This window comes from Providencia hangzhouensis (assembly GCF_029193595.2).
Taxonomy (GTDB): Bacteria; Pseudomonadota; Gammaproteobacteria; order Enterobacterales; family Enterobacteriaceae; genus Providencia; species Providencia hangzhouensis.
On the sequence record NZ_CP135052.1, the window covers coordinates 1258992 to 1277783 of the forward strand.

An 18792-nucleotide genomic window follows, 5' to 3' on the forward strand; every position below is an offset into this window, starting at 1 on the left:
AATGCGAATAACTGATTTTGAAGATTTTCGAGTACAATTAAGAAAAACAAAGAGTGAAAGCTTTGATTTTCTTAATAGCATAAAATCAATTGAGCAGTTTTTAACTGGATCTCAAGAACAAGATAAGTCAAGTATGTTCAGAACTATAGCTGTACCAATGATTTATTCTTCTTGGGAAGGTTTTTTTACTGAAACAATATCTGTATGCTTAAATACATTAAAGCAATTAGACAAAGAAGCATTAATGTATTCGCCTGAAATCAGGGCGCTATGGCTTCAAAAAGAGCCTTTCTTTAGTCGATATACTGATATGATAAGAAATATTTATGATATTGATTATCATCGAGGTGTAGTACATGATAATGGTCAATTTAAAAAGAAAGTAACAAAAGGTGCATTCAAACTGACAAGTAGTGTTATTCAAGATATAGATAGGTTTAATCAGTCAGTATTATCTGATTGTGATGTATCTGAATTAGTTATGACTTTTTCTAATGTTAATGAGTCTGTAGTAAAAACAAATCTTGAAGCTATCGGACTAGATTATTCATCACTTGATTTGTCGCAATTAGGCGAAGTGGTTGGTATGAGAAATTCATTGGGACATGGTGAGTTTAGAGTGAATTTACAACCCAGAAAGTTTAATTCATTAATTATGTATATTGAAAACCTGATTGAAGCTCTTCATGAAGCTACACTTAAATGGTTGGAAGATATAGAGGATGAAAATACGGCCCCAATGTAAAATATCATATAGCTATGTATGATTCTCATGCATACCATGATATTAAAGGCAAAATATAAGGGGGGTATTCAGAATTTTGTGTCACATTGATTTAGTGTATACCAGTCACGACTGGTATGGTAGTTTACTGTGAGTTAGTATATTTTAATATGGATGTGAAAATAGTAAAAAATATGATGTAACTCCAATTTTATATATTAACAATCATACGTTAAACATAAATCTGGTTTACTTAATTTAGCCGAAGAGCTCAGTAACTTTTCTTCGGTAACCTTTCTAATGAAGAGATTAATGAAATTTCACTACAGATTTAGACTTTTATAAAATTATGACCAATTCATATTATTCAGTGTTGTCCAACTAGCAAGAATTCTTCAGCTTAAAATCCTTTCTAGCATTAACTTTCATATTTGATTTTACATATGTGTTTTTTGAGAGTAGGATCCTAATCAATTATTTAGGAGCTGGCATGGAACCATTACAACTGTTTAAAATTTTAGGCGATCAAACCAGACTGGATATCGTGCTATTGCTAAAAGCATCTGGGGAATTGTGTGTTTGTGATATCTATACGGCCTTGAATTTATCGCAACCAAAGACGTCTCGGCACCTAGCAATGCTAAGAGAATCAGGTCTTTTGCTCGATTCAAAGCATGGTAAATGGGTTCATTATCGATTATCTCCGGCATTACTACCGTGGGTGAAAAGTATCATTGATGTCACCTATGCCACAGAGAAAAATAGAGTTGCAGGTTTGCTTAAGAGTCTAGAGACAAAAGAGTCTGCGAGTAGCTGTTCTATATAAAAATTTTTAAGCTAACATATTCGAAAAAACATATATAAGGTTGAGATATGAAAAAACTAGAAGTTTTTGACCCAGCGTTATGCTGTAGCACTGGTGTTTGCGGAACTGAAGTCGATCAAGCATTGGTAGACTTCGCAACAGATGCGGATTGGTTAAAAAAACAAGGGGCAAGTATAAGGCGTTTTAATTTAGCGCAAGAGCCTATGGAGTTCGTTAACAACACAAAAGCGAAAATATTTTTGGAAACCGCAGGTGCCGAGTCACTTCCACTATTTATTCTTGATGGTGAGATTGTGCTGACTGGTCGATACCCAAAACGACATGAGCTAGCCAGATGGTTTGGTATCCGACCGAATATTGAAAAAGCTGAAAGTGTTAAATCGTGTTGTGGTAATGGTAAAACGTGTTGTTAACAGGAGCAATAAAATGAAATTTTTAGATAACACACCTCATTATTTATTTTTTACTGGAAAAGGTGGGGTGGGTAAAACCTCTATTTCCTGTGCGACCGCAATTAAGTTGGCTGAAAAAGGGAAAAAAGTCTTACTGGTGAGCACTGATCCAGCTTCTAACGTTGGGCAAGTATTCTCTCAATCGATAGGCAACAATATTAAGCCAATAACATTGGTTCCAAATCTACTTGCTATTGAAATAGACCCTCAAGCCGCAGCCGAAGAACATCGAAACAAAATTATTAATCCAATCAAAGAAAGTTTACCTGAAGCGGTAATTCAAAGTATTACGGAACAGCTATCAGGTGCCTGTACCACAGAGATTGCAGCTTTCGATGAATTTACTGGGTTGTTAACCAATACCGAAATTACAGAGCAATTTGACCATATCATTTTTGATACCGCACCAACGGGGCATACCATCCGTTTATTACAACTCCCGAGTGCGTGGAGTGATTTTATTAGTGACAATCCTGATGGTGCGTCATGTTTAGGGCCAATGTCTGGTCTTGATAAACAACGTGAGCAGTACAGCATGGCGGTGGAAGCGTTGAGTGATAAATCACTAACAAGGCTAGTCTTGGTTGCACGACCTCAGTCTGCCGCATTGAGGGAAGTCGCAAGAACCTATAGCGAGTTGTCATCTCTGGGTATCAAAAATCAGCAATTGATTGTCAATGGTGTTTTCCCTGAAACGGCAGTGACTGAAAATGATAAGTTATCCTATGCACTCTACTCTCGTGAACAAGCGGCATTAGAGTCTATGCCTGAAGCACTACGCTCGTTACCTGTTGATATTCTTTATTTACAAAATATCAATATGGTGGGTGTCGATGCACTGAAGCCGTTGTTATCTAATGACATGCCACAAATTCCAACTATTACCCCGACAAAACAACCTATTTCTTTACCTACCTTGTCAGAACTGGTTGGCGAAATATCTCAGCAACAGCATGGGCTGATTATGTTAATGGGCAAAGGTGGTGTAGGGAAAACAACGATTGCGGCATCAATCGCAGTTAAATTGGCAGAAAAAGGGCTTGATGTACATCTGACCACATCTGATCCAGCCGCGCATATTGAATCAACCCTCAATGGTGTTTTACCCAATCTTCAAGTTAGCCGAATTGACCCTATTGCTGAAACTGAGCGTTATCGTAATTATGTCTTAGAAACCAAAGGGAAAGATTTAGATGAAGAGGGGCGCGCATTACTTGAGGAAGATTTACGCTCTCCATGTACAGAAGAAATTGCGGTATTTCAGGCCTTTTCTCGCATCATTAGAGACGCGGGTAAACGTTTTGTCGTCATGGATACTGCGCCGACCGGGCATACATTATTACTTCTGGATGCAACAGGAGCATACCATAAAGAAATTGCCAAAAAAATGGGCGAAAAAGGCCACTACTTAACGCCGATGATGCAATTACAAGATCCTGAACGAACCAAAGTTATTATTACGACACTCGCTGAAACTACGCCTGTGCTTGAGGCGGAAAACTTACAAAATGATTTAATACGGGCAGATATACATCCGTGGGCGTGGGTGATCAATAACAGTCTATCTATCACGGAAACAACCTCACCATTGTTACTTTCAAGAGCAGAACAGGAAGTCGCTCAGATTGAAAAGGTGACATCAACATTGGCAAAACGTGTTGCTATAGTTCCTTTACTTGATACAGAGCCTGTGGGGATTTTCGCATTAAGTCAGCTCGCAGAATAAGTTTTATTTTCTAAAAATAAAAGGTGCGAAAAAGCACCTTTTCAACGAGGTTGCTATGTTTATTGCCGCATTCATTTTTATTTTAACGATCACCTTTGTTATTTGGCAGCCCAAAGGACTGGGTATTGGCTGGAGTGCTACTGCAGGAGCCGTATTGGCACTGATCTTTGGTGTGATCAGTTTTCAAGACATTCCGATAGTTTGGAACATTGTTTGGAATGCCACGGCGACATTTGTTGCCGTCATTATCATTAGCCTACTTTTAGATGAAAGTGGTTTCTTTGAATGGGCTGCATTACATGTTGCCAAGTGGGGCGGGGGTAAAGGAAAGCTATTATTCAGTTATATCGTGTTACTTGGCGCAACGGTTGCCGCCTTATTTGCCAACGATGGTGCAGCATTGATATTAACGCCCATTGTGATTGCGATGTTATTGGCACTTGGTTTCAACAAAGGTACGACATTGGCATTTGTTATGGCTGCCGGGTTTATCGCAGACACAGCGAGCTTGCCGCTGATTGTTTCGAACCTCGTGAATATCGTTTCTGCGGACTTCTTTAATATTGGATTTACGGAATATGCATCAATTATGTTGCCAGTGGATATTGCAGCAATTATCGCAACGCTCGTGACGTTGCATTGGTTTTTCCGTAAAGATATTCCTAAGCAATATGATGCCACTAAATTGAGTGCACCTGCTTTAGCTATTAAAGACATAACGACGTTTAAAGCAGGTTGGCTTGTATTAGTGTTATTACTTGTTGGTTTTTTTGTCTTAGAGCCTTTAGGTATTCCGATTAGTGCGATTGCCGCTATTGGTGCCTTAATTCTTTGGGTGATTGCGGCCAGAGGCCATACGATTAATACCAAAAAAGTATTACGTGGTGCGCCGTGGCAAATTGTCATTTTTTCCCTAGGTATGTATTTGGTTGTTTATGGCTTAAGAAATGCAGGGCTAACCGGTTATCTTTCTGAAACGCTCAATTATCTTGCTGATAAAGGACTATGGGTAGCAACGCTAGGCACTGGATTTATTACGGCATTTTTATCATCCATAATGAATAACATGCCCACGGTATTAATTGGGGCTCTATCCATTGAAGGGAGTGAAGCGACAGGGTTAATTCAACAAGCGATGATTTACGCCAATGTGATTGGTGCAGATTTAGGTCCTAAAATCACCCCAATAGGGAGTTTGGCGACATTGTTATGGCTGCATGTTTTATCACAAAAGAACATGACCATTACATGGGGATATTATTTCAAAACAGGGATTATCATGACTATCCCTGTACTCATTATCACACTCGTTGCGTTAGTGCTTCGACTTTCACTGTTAAATTAAAGGTAACCCAATGAATGAGATTACCATCTACCATAACCCCAATTGCGGTACTTCGCGCAATACCCTAGCCATGATCCGTAATGGTGGGGTTGAGCCGACGATTATTTATTATCTAGAAACGCCACCAACTAAAGATGTGTTAATAAAACTTATTGCCGATATGAAAATTACGGTAAGGGCATTATTACGAAAAAATGTTGAGCCGTATGAGCAATTAAATTTAGAACAAGATAGCTATACTGATGACCAAATTATTGATTTTATGTTGCAATACCCAATATTGATTAATAGGCCAATTGTCGTCACGCCGTTAGGCGTAAAGTTGTGTCGGCCTTCTGAAGTTGTGTTAGATATTTTGCCTCAACCTCTTACAAGTGATTTCATCAAGGAAGATGGTCAAATAGTGATTAGTAATCACCATGTAAAACACAAAAAAGGATTAGGTTAATTAGTTTAAAATCTAAGAAAGTTGAGTGTTTTATCTATGTAATTAAATAAAACTTGTTCTAGGGAACACAATACAACTAACTATTATTCACGTTAGCTATCGGTTCCCTATTTTCTTGCTAATCATCTCATGGAAATCTAGCTCTGAAGTGGCATAGTGATATACATTTCAATAGCTTGATTTAAAGTTTTGATTGATCGCATTGTTTGGTTAAATTGTAATATTACTTCATCAGATGTATTACCAGTAAGGAAGTACTCTTCTAGTAATTTACATTCTAATGCGATTTTTTTAGCGCCAATAATTTGGCTAGAACCTTCTAAACGATGACAATAATGCGCTAAATTAAGCCAGTCTTGTTTTTCGAATAAGCGTTCTGCTTGTTGTATATCTTCTATATTTTCTTGAAGACTCGTTTGAAGTAATTTATTTAATAACTGTTGGTCATCCTGAGTCAACTGCATTAATGCATCTAAATTAATTAAACTATTTAACATTGGTGGAATGGGCTCTTCTGTATCTTCTTCTATTTGTTGAAGGGTGCAGCGTAATAGCAGGGCTTCAATCTGAGATAGACGTAAAGGTTTAAATAGGCAGTCATCCATACCCGCCTCTATACAGCGTTGGCGTTCTTCTTGCCTTGCATCTGCAGTTAATCCAATAATAATTAGAGTTTGGGGGGATATTTCCCGTAGTTGCCGAGTTAATTCTAACCCATCAATATCAGGCATATTACAATCGGTAATTACGATGTCTATTGCATTTTTCTTCCATAATTCGAGGGCTTGTTTCCCGCTCTTTGCTTCAGTGACATGATGACCAAATCTTGTTAATTGACGTACTAATAGCAGGCGATTTGCAGGATGGTCATCAACGGCAAGTATTCGTAAGCGTTTATTATTTTTTGTGGTCTTATAAAGTGTCGGAAGCGAAACTCTAGTGTTTTTACGATGCTTGACGGGGATATCTATTAAAAATTGAGTGCCATGCCCTAATTGGCTGTATAAGGTAATAGTCCCATTCATCATGGATATAAGTTGCTTACAAATAGCTAAGCCAAGACCTGTTCCTTTATGTTTACTGCTTGATTCAGCTTGGGTATAGGGGGAAAAAATCAATTCTTGTCTGTTCTCTTCAATTCCCATTCCTGTATCAGAAATAATGATCCTTAAAATATTTTGTTCATGGTTCTGTGGGAGATAATTAATGATAACTTCAATAGTTCCTTCTGAAGTAAACTTAATAGCGTTGTTAAGTAGATTGGAAATAACTTGACGTAGTCGAAAAGCGTCAATATATATTTCATCAGGATGGATAGCATTAAGATGATAATGTAGAGAAATACCTTTTTGTTTAGCTAATCCTTCAAATAAACGGACAACGGGAGTTGCTAATTCATTACTTTTTACCCACTCAGGGACGAGTTCCAGTTTTCCTGATTCAATTTTTGCCATATCTAAAATATCGCCTATAAGTCCCATCAATGATAATGCGGACTCATACGGTATTTGAATTGATTCTGTTATATCATCTTGCTGATTTTTATTCGTGGCGGCTAATTCTAATAACCCAATAATTGCGCTGATATGGGTACGAATTTCATGGCTCATGATAGCAAGGAAATTGCTTTTTGTTTGGCTTGCATGTTCTGCGCGTTGGCGAGCACTAGAGAGCTCGATAAGGAGTTGTTCATGTTCAGTTATATCTTGCCAACTACAGATGAGACCAGAGATATTACCTTGGTTGTCTCTATATGCGACTGCTTGATGCACTATGACCCTTTCACCCATTCTATTTTTTATTTGATAACGTTTAGGCGGAGAAACTAGCCTATTAGGCTCATCGAAAAGAGAATGCAATTCTTGATAAATTGTCGATAGCGGGTGTTGTTGTGATGTCAATGAAAGTTGTTTTATGTTTTCATTATCAGGGCTGAAAAAACTCTCCCATGCTGAATTACTATTTATTATCGTTCCGCTTTTATCAATGACATAAATAGGAACAGGAGTACCATTATAAAGAGTTTCTAAGAATATAGCCTGTTCTTGTAAGCGTTTTTGTGTATATTTTCTTAATCGAATTTCACGATGTAAATAATAATTCCATATTAAAGAGGTAATAATAAGAATAGTGGCAATGCAAGCTAATGTGTAGAACTCGGTGCGGTATACTGTCCATGTATCCATTTTAACATCTGGTGAGCCTAGCCATTTATTAGTTAATACTGATATATCTCTCGGCGGAATAGATGCAATCGCTTTATCTAATATGCTATATAACTCAGGCTGGTCACGTCCTACGGCAAACGATATATAAGCTGTATCCTCGCTTAATTGTTCGCTGATTTTAAATCGACTACGAAAATATCGGTCAATCATATAGTGAGCGCTGATAAGATTCTCGATGGTACCATCTACTTTTCCTTCATTGACCATTTGCAAAGCCGTATAGGTATCTTTAGCTTCAATTAATTCCACTTGAGGATAGTTTTTTGTTAGCCAGTCGTGAATTGCATTATCAGGGGTAATCGCAAGTTTTGCTGTCTGAGCAATTTTTTTATGTGCTAATGGCGTGTCTCTAACAATTAAAACAAATGGGGGGAGAACATAAGGACGAGTAAATAGTAATTCTTTATCATTTTTTGAATTTTTTGTAATTGAAGCAATGAAATCCCCTTTATTTTTTTTCAATAAAGCAATCTCATCTTTTTCAGAGCTTGCTTCAATGACTTTAAAATTAATATTTGTTATGAAATGGATGAGATTAAGTATATCTGCAGAAAGGCCATGAAATTGTTTTTGTGAGTCAAAAAATGTGAAGGGGGCATTTAGTGAATTAATGACGACCTTTAACTCGTTGTGTTGTTTTAGCCAATCTATTTCCTTTTGTGTGAATACCACAGATTGTTTTAGCGCCCATAAATCGGGTTTTGAACTCCAATGATGAAAAATAATATCATGCTGAGCTAATGATATTGAGCTTAAAATGATATCTACAGTACGCTTTAATTGCGCATTTTTAGGATGGAAGAGAAAGACTGGGCCAATATTTTCATTAGAGAAAATCTCAGCAGTGGATAATGTTGTTGCATAGTGGCGTTCAAGTAAAAAATTAGCCACGATCATTCTACCTAGGAAATAATCATTTTCACCAAATGCGACGGAAGATAACGCATTTTGCGGTAAAGGAAAACGTTCAATTTTAGCATCAGGAAAATATTTTTTGATCCATTCATTGCTTGGATAGCCTTGAACTGTAGCAATACGAGCACCATGAGGTATGGGATGCTTGTTGGACATTGCCGCTTTTCGTGAAATAAGTACAGGATAATCAGGGATATATGGAGCGCTTTTGAGAAAACCATAGCTCTCGTTTCTTTGCCTTTTGCCATCATCAGCTAACATATCTATCTCGCCATTGAGCAGACCCTGTAATGCTATATCTCTATCTGGGTAGTAGATAATTTTGAAGCGCAAACCTAAGTTACGCATGATGGTCATGATGCTATCTGCAGAAATTCCTTTATAAATTCCTGATTCTAATACTAAATCAAAGGGAGGGTTATTAGGAGCGTAGACACCAATCGCTAATTCTTGTTTTTCTCCTAGCCATCTCCAATCATAATCACTTAATTCAAATTTTGATGGGAGAATTTCAATTTGGCTATAAAGTCTGACTTCATAAGGTTGGAATGCAGAAAATGAGCAAGGAAACAGACCAATAAGCAAGCAAACTATTAGGATTAGGTTACGCATCGATATATTAATCCAAATTATTGCGTTGAATAAAGTCGTATAGCTCTGCAATATTATGAAGATCTAATTTAAGCATTAGTCGTCTTTTATAAGTGCTAACAGTTTTATCGCTGATGCGCATTTGTTGTGCAATGTTAATGCTTTTCATCCCTTTAGCCAGTAAATGTAAGACTTGTAGTTCTTTTGTGGAGAGCTCGGCGATTTTTTGTTTGTCATTAAGATGATTACTAGGAGAAGCATCCATTTTATTCAGATTAAGTGGAAAGTAGCCATATCCATTTCTAATCGCATGAATTGCGACATGTAGTTCCGTTAAGTTATTGCGTTTGCTAATAAAACCACTGGCACCGACACTTGCACAGCGACGAATGTAATGGTCATCATCTTTTGCAGATAACACAAGAAGCCCTCCCGTGTAGTTATTTTTACGCAATCGCTGCATGACATCAATCCCATTAAGTGATGGGATATCTATATCTATCATGATTAAGTCGGGAGAGAGAGTTTTAGCAAGTTGGATAGCTTCATGGCCATCAGCGGTTTCCCCTACAATGGTCATGTCATCTTTTTCTAATAGTATTCTTACAGCAAGCCGTGCTACTGGATGGTCATCGACTATCAGTACTGTTTTCATATTTTTCCCTTTCTGGCTAGTAAATTAAAGCGCGATGAACATAGGTGCAGGTGCCAAATGAAAAATTAATTGTTTTTTTTATTAGTTTAATGAGCGTTTGAATTTGCTGCAATGTATATTTTTGTAATATTTATCTGTCATAAATTTAATAATTAACTTACATAAATTGCTTTTTTGTCTTATTACATTTTATGGCTATTCCTCTCAAAATACACCTATGCACTGTGGCTGTGTTCAGATGTCTCTACTGTTTTATGGAAAATACAATAGAGCCTTCAATTCTTAATAATTAGATTAGCCTAAACTAAACCTAGGAGGTGAATGATATTATTTTAATAGATAATGACGATCATGGAAACTAACTTTACGAAACTATGTTTTTCTCTATTTCACTACATAGAGTGTATCTCGCCATTTCTATTTAACAGATTAATGGCATAAGGATTAATAAGTTAATGGATTAAACAGGTACCACAGACATTAATGGGAATTAATGTGGTAGTGATAACCATAATATATTAATAAATTAAATATTTTAACACTGGGTTATATATTGATTCAGTAAAAAAGGAATTAGAAATGAAAAAGATTATTGCTACTGCTATTTTTGCTGCGCTTTGTGTTGGTCAAGTTGCTAATGCTAAAGACGGTACAGTTAAATTCGTAGGTGATATCGTGACTGCACCATGTGAGGTAGCACAGAACTCTTGGGACCAAACTGTTCAAATGGCTCAAGTTAAAACAGCTACATTCGCAGATGCAGGAGCTAAATCAGCGGATAAGAAATTCCAAATCAGCTTGCTGAATTGTGATGTGGCTCAATTCAAGAATGTAGCTGTTTCATTCGCGGGCCAGGCTAACGGAGATGATGCAACACTTTTAGCACTTGATGGCGGCCAAGGTGCAGCTGAAAACGTTGGTGTGGCAATCTATGACGGTAAAGGTAAAAAATTAGCTTTAGGTACAGCGACTGCTGATACTGCATTACAAGTTGGTTCAAATACTCTTTATTTCTCTGCAGCTTATGTTTCTACTAAGAAAGATGTGAAAGCAGGTTCTGCTAATGCAACAGCAGACTTCAACCTGACATATAAATAATAGTGAATTTCCTTCAGGCCACTATGCTGGTGGCCTGCTTTTTGTTCGAAGGGGATGTAATGATTCTTAATAGCCTTTTTATTAATAAGTTAATACTCGTTTTTTTACTCATGTGTTTTAGTTTCTCTATTTATGCTGCTGGTGGTGTCGTTGTCGGTTCCACCCGTGTTGTATTTGATGGCTCAAAGAGAGAAGCTAATCTTAGTTTAAAGAATAATAATGATAAAAGTACTTATTTAATTCAGTCTTGGGTTGAAGATGCCTCAGGGAATAATAAGACTCCATTTATTATAACACCGCCACTTTTTAAATTAGACCCGGTTAAAGAAAATATGTTGCGTATTGTGCGTGCTGGTGGAAATTTACCTGAAGATCGCGAATCGGTTTATTATGTCAATGTAAAAGCTATTCCACCCGCTCCAGCTGAAGAAAGTGCTAATACTTTACAACTAGCAATTAAAACTAGAATGAAATTATTCTATAGACCTGCTGGTTTGAAAGGTAACCCAATGGATTCCTATAAGGCTCTGGTATGGAAAAAAGAGGGTGATAGCTTGCGTATAGTTAATAATACGCCTTTTTCTGTCACATTAAGTGAAGTGAAAGTTAATGGTAGTGAAATAGATAAAGTCGACCTTGTCCTGCCGATGAGCAGCACTATCTATAAACTGCCATCAAAAGTGAATATAGGTGCTCAGGTAGTGTTTACAACTATTAATGATTATGGCGGCACTTCTGAATTGCAAAAAGCAATACTTCAATAAACAAGCAAAATATTAAATAAAATAAAATAATAGCGTTTTAAAGCATTTTATTATTAATTTTTTATAGGAAGTTTTTTGCGCAATATATTTATTAGAGGGAACGAGGGAATGAACAAAACACGATATAGAAAGAATTTTTTGGCCTTCTCTTGCATTACATTGGGAATATTTAGCGCCTATCCTGTTTTAGCCAAAGAATTGTTTAACTCTCAATTTTTAGAAAATATTAATAGTAATAGCGTTGCGGATTTTTCTTTATTATCAAAAGGTGATGTAGACCAATTACCTGGTGAGTATTTGGTTGATATTTATGTTAATGAACAATCAGTAGCGAAACAGAATATAAAATTCAGTACCAGAGAGAATAAAGCAAGCTATTCCTCTGATAGCGTAGCGCTTGAGCCTTGTATTTCATATGAGCAACTACAAGCTTATGGTGTACGTGTTGAAGCTTTTCCACAGTTAGCACAATATGGAAAGGACCCCGTTCAATGCAAGCCATTCTCAGCTTTTGAGAAAATTATCCCTTATGCATCATCTCATTTTGATTTTAATCAGCAGAGATTGTATTTGAGCTTTCCACAAGCATCTTTGACCAATTTAGCAAAGGGAACGATTGACCCGTCAATGTGGGATGAAGGAATCCCTGCACTACTAACAAATTATAGCTTTACAGGGAGTAACTCGACGAACACAGGCAGTCATATTAGTGATAAGTCAAGTGATAGCTATTTTTTGAGTTTACGTTCTGGGCTTAACGTGGGGGCATGGCGCTTACGTAATTATTCAACATGGAACAGTAGCAATGGTAATAATAGCTGGAGAAATATTAATACCTATCTCCAGCGGTATATTACTCAGTTGAAGTCGCAAATAATTATGGGGGATACCTATACACCTGGCGATATTTTCGACAGTGTACAGATTCGTGGTGCACAAATTGGTACCGATGATGACATGCTAGCAGACAGCCTGAAGGGCTATGCACCTGTGGTACGTGGGATTGCACGTACTAATGCGACGGTGACGATTAAGCAAAACGGATATACCGTTTACCAGAGTTATGTGGCTCCTGGCCCATTTGCTATCACTGATTTGTATCCAACCGCCGCGAGTGGCGACCTTGAAGTAGAAATAAAAGAGTCGGATGGAACAATCCAAAACTTTATTCAACCCTTTGCGAGTGTGCCTGTTTTGCGTCGTCAAGGGCAAATTAAGTACGCATTTTCAGCGGGGCAATATCGTAATGGTCACAGTAGCCAGCGGCCATTTATAACGCAGGGCTCACTTGTTTGGGGGATCCTAAATAGCTTGACCGCTTATGGTGGCCTGCAAGTTGCAGAACGCTACCGTTCTCTGGTGCTAGGGGTTGGTCAGAATATCGGCGATTTTGGTGCATATTCTTTTGATATTACAACAGCTCATAGCGAAGATGTAACACGATATGGTAATGGCTCTACAGGCCAATCTTATCGCTTATTGTATTCTAAATCTTTTGCAAATACGGGAACGGACTTTCGTTTATTAGGGTACCGTTATTCAACAGAAGGGTTTTATACCTTCCAAGAAGCTGTTGAGCGTCGATATCAAGATTGGGATTTTGCAGACGATAGCCGCTATTCTTACCACCGACGCTATCGCCTTGAAGGAACATTAACGCAGCAACTAGGTAAAGATTTAGGGTCTATCTATTTTTCTGCTAACCGACAAGATTTCTGGAAAGGGCAAGGTAAGCAAACTCGATTACAAGTAGGTTATAACAATAACTGGGGCCCTTTAAATTATGGTGTTTCTTATAGTCGAGCGACATATCCAAACCAAAGAGAAACAGACCAAATTTTCAGCTTCAATGGTTCATTTCCACTCTCTGCGTTATTACCTAACACATGGGCGACTTACAATATGGTTAGCCAGCGCCATGGACCCACAACTCACCAAGCGGGGATATCAGGCACATTACTCGATGATAATAACCTCAGTTATAGCGTTCAGGAGAGCTATGGTTCTAAAGGGCAGGGTAACGGTGGTGGAGCCAGTCTTAGCTACCGCGGTGGCTACGGTAATATGAATTTTGGTTATAACTATAGTAAAGATTCTAGGCAGTTAAACTATGGTGTTGAAGGTGGTGTTTTAATTCATGGAGATGGTGTAACACTTTCCCAACCAATTAATGAAACTGCAATATTAGTGAAAGCGGTTGGTGCCAAAAATACCAATATTACAAGTTATACCGGTGTTAAAACAGACTGGCGGGGTTATGCCGTATTACCTTTTGCTCAAGCCTATCGATTTAACCATGTTGAGTTAGATACAAAAACATTGGGTGACAATGTGGAATTACAAGAAAGTGCTAAGAGTGTTGTGCCAAGTAAAGGGGCAATTTCTAAGGTTGAATTTATTACACAAGTTGGCTATCGCGCACTGATTACATTGAAACATAAAAACGGCACGGTGATACCTTTTGGTGCGTCGGCACAATTAGTTCAAAACAATGGAAAAGCAATGAATAGCTCCATAGTAGGAGATGGTGGACAGTTATTTATCAGTGGGTTACCGGAAAGTGGCAAACTGGAAGTTAAATGGGGACGCCAAGCGGCACAAAGTTGCTTTGTTAATTATCAACTGCCAGTGAAATCAGCGAATAAAGATGCCATTGGTATAATTCAGACTCAAGCTGTATGCCAGTGATTGGGAGATTGTAATGAGAAAGCTATTTAATGTTCGCATGTCAAAACTATTATTGGCTCCCAGCTTGTTGGTTGCTTTAGTATTGAATATTTCTGATAGCCGTGCTGCGATTGAAACAGAGATGTATAACATTTGTTATCCTGATGGGCCAGCGACGAGCTATTCACTCAATCTTACTGGTAATATTGGTGCATCATTTAACAAGGCTGGCACTGAGCTCCCATCTAAATTTAGTTGGAATGATGGGAAATCATATAAGATAGTTTGTGCATGCGTACCCGGTGTGGAATGGAATCAGACTTATTATTCAGCATTTTATCAGAGGAATGATATGTCGACTAATGGTCATGCGCCAGGCTGGGAACGCGCTAATGATTATATTGATATCAGGACTTTTGTTGCAATTTGGAACCAAAATACAGGTGCTACCGCTATGTACCGAGTTCCCTTCAGAGATATTTCTAATTATACCTCTGAAGGGAAATGTCCAAATACGGAGCTTAACCAATTTGGTCGAAGTCGAATAAGACAGACTATCACTAGCGGCGGAGTCGGAAGGATGGATCTTTATATAAAGAAACCATTTGTTGGCCGTACTACTTTTAATATTCCGAATTTTTATTTTATGTTTGCTAATAATGATTATCAGCGCAACGGACCTGCTATTGTTTCTGTAGGTATTAATATTGATATAACCGCTCCGCAGTCCTGTGAAATTAATGCGGGACAGAGTATATCAATTCCATTCAATGATGCTGCTCAGAGAAATTTTGTTGCGGCTGGTAAGGGGGGCATGCCAGCGGGGGTAGTTCCACAGTCTAAAACGTTAAGTATTAAATGCTCTAATATGGATGCCTATGCAAATTTAGATATGCGCTTTATTGGTACTGCTGACCCAAACCGAACTAATGATGGTTTTAGTACGACTAATAAAGATATTGCTATTGCAATAGAAGGGCCTAATGGTCGCTTAACACCGACTACAGGGAAACTCCCTTTGCAATTAGATGCTAATCAAAACGGTTCGGTAACTATCAAAACTTACCCTTTCAGTAGTACTGGTCTAGCTCCTGCGGTAGGCAAGTATTCATCAATTGTAACTGTGCGTTTAGACTTTAGATAATAACAATGGAGATAACTATTATGAGTAAGGCAATGGATCGTAGTCATCATTTTCCGTGGTCAACAATGAAAAAAGTGGGTGTTTTATCATTATTGATTGCAGTCAGTGGTGCAGCACATGCAGCGGATATTACTTTGAACTTTAGTGGAAATGTTGTGGTAACAGGGTGTGATATTTCTGCAAGTAGTAAAACAAAAGCGATAGCTTTCGGTACTGTGGATTTAGCGAAAGCGACGGCTGGAGGGACAGGGAGTTCGGCCTTGAAAGATGTGGATTTTTCTTTAGATTTTACCAATTGCGTGAATCTTAAGAATATCAGCTTAGTGATGGATACAACCAAAGCCGTGACGGGATTTGCTGATTACTATTCTATCGATGAGGGGACAGGTAAAGCTGGTGGCTTAGCGGTTGGTATCAAGGGAACAGATACAGCAAAAACTGTTCAATCACCAGGAAAAGAGGTTTTATGGGCAAAAACAGCGGCAACAAATAATATTCCTTTTAAAGCCACATTATATAAAACCGGTGCAGTAACTGCGGGAGCAATTACAGGGCTTGTGAATGTTACTGTGAAATATAATTAGTATTAATTATCTATTTTAAAATATTACTTCTAATAATATAGAACCAAAGGTTACATAAATGAAAAAAACTTTTGTATTAACGCTAATAAGCGCTATGGCAGGTATCGCTTTAATTTCAGGCGCACAAGCGGCTGATGCAACATTAACATTGAAAGCAACAATAAAGTTGGCGGGTTGTGATATTTCAACAGGTACAGGTAAAGACCAATTAGTTGACTTTTCAGATGTTACCGTAGTTAAAAATGCGGTCAAAGGAAGCTCAATAGCTAAAAAGGATTTTAATCTGCAATTTCAAAATTGTGCAGACTTGAAGGGCATTGATGTTTCAATGAAAGGTACTGCTGATACGGATTTCGCCGGTGGAGAACTGTTTGCGATTGATAAAGGTACAAATATGTCCAAAGGCGTTGGTGTCAAAATTATTGCGAAAACAACCGGTGGAGAAAAAGTCCAGAAGCCAGTCGGTGATACGGTTGTTTGGGGAAGTCTTTCAGGGGCTAGCGTGACTTTACCTTATCGTGCTGAACTAGTTAAAACGTTAGATACGATAACCGGGGGAGATGTTCGTTCAGTTGCCGAAGTTAGCGTAGCATATAAATAAAATATTAATAGATTGAATGGTGTTATAGATATTTAAAATAACTGATGGTATTGTCGTTTTATTATCTTAAAACGACATAAAAATTTAATTTATCTACTTTTACTATAGAAGTGATTCAATAATTTATATGCATATTATAAGGCAATGATTAATTCAAGAACTAGCATCTTTATTCGTTAATTTTGATTTGCGATTATTATTTGGACTGATTATGAAATTATATTCGTATAGGTATTGTTATATTTTTGGCATAGTTTTTTCGCTATGCCCTCTATTTTCATCAGCTAGTGATTTATCGTTAAATTTTACTGGAAATGCAATTGTTACAGGGTGTGATGTTGAATTTGGAAATAGTGGTAAGAATCAAGAAATCGATTTTAAAACAGTAACAACGACGAAAAGTGGAACTGGTCTTTCTGGCTTGGTCACTCAACCATTTTCATTAAAATTATCTAGTTGCGTGGGAACAATTAATAAAGTTTCTGTGAGTATGTCTGGTAAGGCTGATACTGGCTTTCCTGAATACTTTGCCATTAATAGTGGCACTGGCAGTGCGCAAGGGTTGGTTTATGGTGTGAACGTAAAAGGAGACAAGAATAAAAAGCAAAAACCCGATGGTACAGTTGTTGAGTGGTCATCGACGGCACAGCCATTAGAATATGAAGCCACTTTGTATAAAACAGGGAATGTTGACGGTGGTCTCGCACAAGCGAGTATTGATATCAGTATTGGGTATCAATAAATAATAGCTATTTAATATGGGAGAGAGAGGATGAACATAAGCCGTTTATTCAGGGGAACTGTTTTAGTCGCAGGTATAAGCTTCGTTTCATCAGGGGCACTGGCTTTGGATGCTTCTGTTCAGATTAAAGGCAAAATAAAATTGATGGGATGCGAGGTTGATACCGGATCAAAAGATCAAACTGTTGATTTTAAAAGGGTCAATGTGCCGGTGAGTTACCCTTCAGGAAGTGTTGTAGCCGAGAAACCATTTACGATTAAACTACAAAATTGTGAATCAACCGCAGTTGCTGATGTTTCGATGAGTGGTACCCCAGATAGTTTTAATGCGGATTATTTTGCATTAGATTCTACGAGCCAAGATTCAGCAAAAGGAATCGCACTGCGTATTAAATCAACAAATGGGGATGTTCAGAACCCTTCAGGTAAAGTAGTGACATGGCGTTTTAATTCATCAAGTAGTGAACAATTATTAACATATAATGGTGCATTAATTAAGACGAGTGATATCACTAACGGTAAAGTGAATGTAAATGCAGAGTTTAGCGTTAATTATCGTTAATTTTAATATAGAAAAATAATAGTGTGTTAATTAATCTAATAATAATGGTTTAATAACTTTTATTATATGAGTTTATGATTATTTTTTATTTGAGAAATATAAGTTTATTGGAAGTTGTAAATCTCGAATACGCTTTTTTATAGCATATCAGGGCGTTAAACTTTAAGGCTACAACACTAAAAATAATAGTGTCGTTATAATTAGGACAGTACGTATGAGCGTATATAACACTGAAATTTCTAATAGTTTTATTGGGCAGCAGGTTCGCAAACGCCGCCTTCTTTTAGGTTGGTCTGCGAGTACATTGGGGAAAAAATCAGGCTTGAGCCAACAACAAATTTCACGCTATGAAAGAGGAACACAGAATTTCACTATTTATCGTTTATGTATATTTGCAAATATACTGGAATGTGACTTAAATTACTTTTTGGGGCATGAAACTGATCTTGGCTACCCATTATAAGTTGAATATTAAATTTAATAGCTTCTTGAGAGAGGAGCTATTAAAAATCAACATATGTAGACATAATCTGTTTATACTTGATGAAAACATCAAAAAAGATGGCAACAAATAAGCTCCTATGCTTATTTATAATATCTGTCTGTTTTATAAAAAAGTATGTTTAGTTTACATATATTGCTATGGTTATAGCAGTATTATGTTTTTTGGGGACGAATAGAAACGGTATTATTTGGGGATCTTGTGAAAAATGTAAATGCT

General features: G+C 37.4%; 17 protein-coding genes. 15 read left to right on the forward strand and 2 right to left on the reverse strand.

Translation table 11 applies throughout. The features are described 5' to 3' along the window. Window position 1: 1 nt before the first annotated feature. The 6 genes from PZ638_RS05430 (at window position 2) to arsC (ending at window position 5521) form a co-directional block, all read left to right on the forward strand. Window positions 2-745, forward strand: coding sequence for an MAE_28990/MAE_18760 family HEPN-like nuclease (locus PZ638_RS05430; protein ID WP_180312473.1), 744 nt, complete (start codon window positions 2-4; stop codon window positions 743-745). A 469-nt stretch (window positions 746-1214) separates the two neighbouring features. After that, the gene (locus PZ638_RS05435; protein ID WP_180312474.1) at window positions 1215-1550 is read left to right on the forward strand and encodes a metalloregulator ArsR/SmtB family transcription factor; all 336 of its coding nucleotides are present in this window, start codon (window positions 1215-1217) and stop codon (window positions 1548-1550) included. Between the two features lie 47 nt (window positions 1551-1597). Then, a complete protein-coding gene (gene arsD / locus PZ638_RS05440; RefSeq protein ID WP_180312475.1) occupies window positions 1598-1963 on the forward strand; it encodes an arsenite efflux transporter metallochaperone ArsD in 366 nt (121 codons plus the stop codon). 13 nt (window positions 1964-1976) lie between these two features. Then, window positions 1977-3728, forward strand: coding sequence for an arsenical pump-driving ATPase (arsA, locus tag PZ638_RS05445; protein WP_180312476.1), 1752 nt, complete (start codon window positions 1977-1979; stop codon window positions 3726-3728). Window positions 3729-3783: 55 nt separating this feature from the next. Further along, window positions 3784-5073 carry an arsenic transporter gene (locus PZ638_RS05450; protein WP_206277715.1) on the forward strand — a complete coding sequence of 430 codons (1290 nt, stop codon included), beginning with the start codon at window positions 3784-3786 and terminating at the stop codon, window positions 5071-5073. Window positions 5074-5083: 10 nt separating this feature from the next. Next, a complete protein-coding gene (arsC, locus tag PZ638_RS05455; protein ID WP_094961290.1) occupies window positions 5084-5521 on the forward strand; it encodes a glutaredoxin-dependent arsenate reductase in 438 nt (145 codons plus the stop codon). A gap of 137 nt (window positions 5522-5658) precedes the next feature. Here the strand turns inward: arsC and PZ638_RS05460 are convergent, their stop codons facing one another. Beyond that, complete coding sequence (locus PZ638_RS05460; RefSeq protein WP_272674012.1) at window positions 5659-9276, reverse strand: response regulator; 3618 nt, start codon at window positions 9274-9276, stop codon at window positions 5659-5661. Window positions 9277-9283: 7 nt separating this feature from the next. Next, window positions 9284-9910 (reverse strand): response regulator, encoded by a 627-nt coding sequence (locus PZ638_RS05465; protein WP_004262426.1) that lies wholly within the window; start codon window positions 9908-9910, stop codon window positions 9284-9286. A gap of 579 nt (window positions 9911-10489) precedes the next feature. On the opposite strand from PZ638_RS05465, the gene PZ638_RS05470 reads away from it, so the two are divergent. The 9 genes from PZ638_RS05470 to PZ638_RS05510 all read left to right on the forward strand — a co-directional run bounded on the left by PZ638_RS05470 (window position 10490) and on the right by PZ638_RS05510 (window position 18534). Then, window positions 10490-11008 (forward strand): fimbrial protein, encoded by a 519-nt coding sequence (locus tag PZ638_RS05470; protein WP_094961292.1) that lies wholly within the window; start codon window positions 10490-10492, stop codon window positions 11006-11008. A 59-nt stretch (window positions 11009-11067) separates the two neighbouring features. After that, window positions 11068-11772, forward strand: a complete 705-nt coding sequence (locus PZ638_RS05475) for a fimbrial biogenesis chaperone (protein WP_141240667.1) — start codon at window positions 11068-11070, stop codon at window positions 11770-11772. A gap of 108 nt (window positions 11773-11880) precedes the next feature. Continuing rightward, complete coding sequence (locus tag PZ638_RS05480; RefSeq protein ID WP_094961294.1) at window positions 11881-14460, forward strand: fimbria/pilus outer membrane usher protein; 2580 nt, start codon at window positions 11881-11883, stop codon at window positions 14458-14460. 13 nt (window positions 14461-14473) lie between these two features. After that, window positions 14474-15583, forward strand: coding sequence for a fimbrial protein (locus PZ638_RS05485; protein WP_094961295.1), 1110 nt, complete (start codon window positions 14474-14476; stop codon window positions 15581-15583). A 20-nt stretch (window positions 15584-15603) separates the two neighbouring features. Next, entirely contained in the window at window positions 15604-16167 is a 564-nt protein-coding gene (locus tag PZ638_RS05490; RefSeq protein WP_161595395.1) for a fimbrial protein, read from the forward strand. A gap of 58 nt (window positions 16168-16225) precedes the next feature. Further along, window positions 16226-16768, forward strand: coding sequence for a fimbrial protein (locus tag PZ638_RS05495; protein ID WP_094961297.1), 543 nt, complete (start codon window positions 16226-16228; stop codon window positions 16766-16768). Between the two features lie 211 nt (window positions 16769-16979). Continuing rightward, window positions 16980-17510 (forward strand): fimbrial protein, encoded by a 531-nt coding sequence (locus PZ638_RS05500; protein WP_094961298.1) that lies wholly within the window; start codon window positions 16980-16982, stop codon window positions 17508-17510. A gap of 30 nt (window positions 17511-17540) precedes the next feature. Then, a complete protein-coding gene (locus PZ638_RS05505) occupies window positions 17541-18071 on the forward strand; it encodes a fimbrial protein (RefSeq protein WP_004262411.1) in 531 nt (176 codons plus the stop codon). A 214-nt stretch (window positions 18072-18285) separates the two neighbouring features. Next, the gene (locus tag PZ638_RS05510; protein WP_004262407.1) at window positions 18286-18534 is read left to right on the forward strand and encodes a helix-turn-helix domain-containing protein; all 249 of its coding nucleotides are present in this window, start codon (window positions 18286-18288) and stop codon (window positions 18532-18534) included. Window positions 18535-18792: the final 258 nt, after the last annotated feature.

What these genes read in the sequence shown, in the direction of transcription:
- PZ638_RS05475 (WP_141240667.1), top strand. Translation starts at nt 11,068, where the DNA reads ATGATTCTTAATAGCCTTTTTATTAATAAGTTAATACTCGTTTTTTTA.
- PZ638_RS05460 (WP_272674012.1), bottom strand. Translation starts at nt 9,276, where the DNA reads ATGCGTAACCTAATCCTAATAGTTTGCTTGCTTATTGGTCTGTTTCCT.
- PZ638_RS05490 (WP_161595395.1), top strand. Translation starts at nt 15,604, where the DNA reads ATGAGTAAGGCAATGGATCGTAGTCATCATTTTCCGTGGTCAACAATG.
- PZ638_RS05480 (WP_094961294.1), top strand. Translation starts at nt 11,881, where the DNA reads ATGAACAAAACACGATATAGAAAGAATTTTTTGGCCTTCTCTTGCATT.
- PZ638_RS05485 (WP_094961295.1), top strand. Translation starts at nt 14,474, where the DNA reads ATGAGAAAGCTATTTAATGTTCGCATGTCAAAACTATTATTGGCTCCC.
- PZ638_RS05430 (WP_180312473.1), top strand. Translation starts at nt 2, where the DNA reads ATGCGAATAACTGATTTTGAAGATTTTCGAGTACAATTAAGAAAAACA.
- PZ638_RS05500 (WP_094961298.1), top strand. Translation starts at nt 16,980, where the DNA reads ATGAAATTATATTCGTATAGGTATTGTTATATTTTTGGCATAGTTTTT.
- PZ638_RS05450 (WP_206277715.1), top strand. Translation starts at nt 3,784, where the DNA reads ATGTTTATTGCCGCATTCATTTTTATTTTAACGATCACCTTTGTTATT.
- PZ638_RS05495 (WP_094961297.1), top strand. Translation starts at nt 16,226, where the DNA reads ATGAAAAAAACTTTTGTATTAACGCTAATAAGCGCTATGGCAGGTATC.
- arsD (WP_180312475.1), top strand. Translation starts at nt 1,598, where the DNA reads ATGAAAAAACTAGAAGTTTTTGACCCAGCGTTATGCTGTAGCACTGGT.
- PZ638_RS05435 (WP_180312474.1), top strand. Translation starts at nt 1,215, where the DNA reads ATGGAACCATTACAACTGTTTAAAATTTTAGGCGATCAAACCAGACTG.
- PZ638_RS05470 (WP_094961292.1), top strand. Translation starts at nt 10,490, where the DNA reads ATGAAAAAGATTATTGCTACTGCTATTTTTGCTGCGCTTTGTGTTGGT.
- PZ638_RS05505 (WP_004262411.1), top strand. Translation starts at nt 17,541, where the DNA reads ATGAACATAAGCCGTTTATTCAGGGGAACTGTTTTAGTCGCAGGTATA.
- PZ638_RS05510 (WP_004262407.1), top strand. Translation starts at nt 18,286, where the DNA reads ATGAGCGTATATAACACTGAAATTTCTAATAGTTTTATTGGGCAGCAG.
- arsC (WP_094961290.1), top strand. Translation starts at nt 5,084, where the DNA reads ATGAATGAGATTACCATCTACCATAACCCCAATTGCGGTACTTCGCGC.
- arsA (WP_180312476.1), top strand. Translation starts at nt 1,977, where the DNA reads ATGAAATTTTTAGATAACACACCTCATTATTTATTTTTTACTGGAAAA.
- PZ638_RS05465 (WP_004262426.1), bottom strand. Translation starts at nt 9,910, where the DNA reads ATGAAAACAGTACTGATAGTCGATGACCATCCAGTAGCACGGCTTGCT.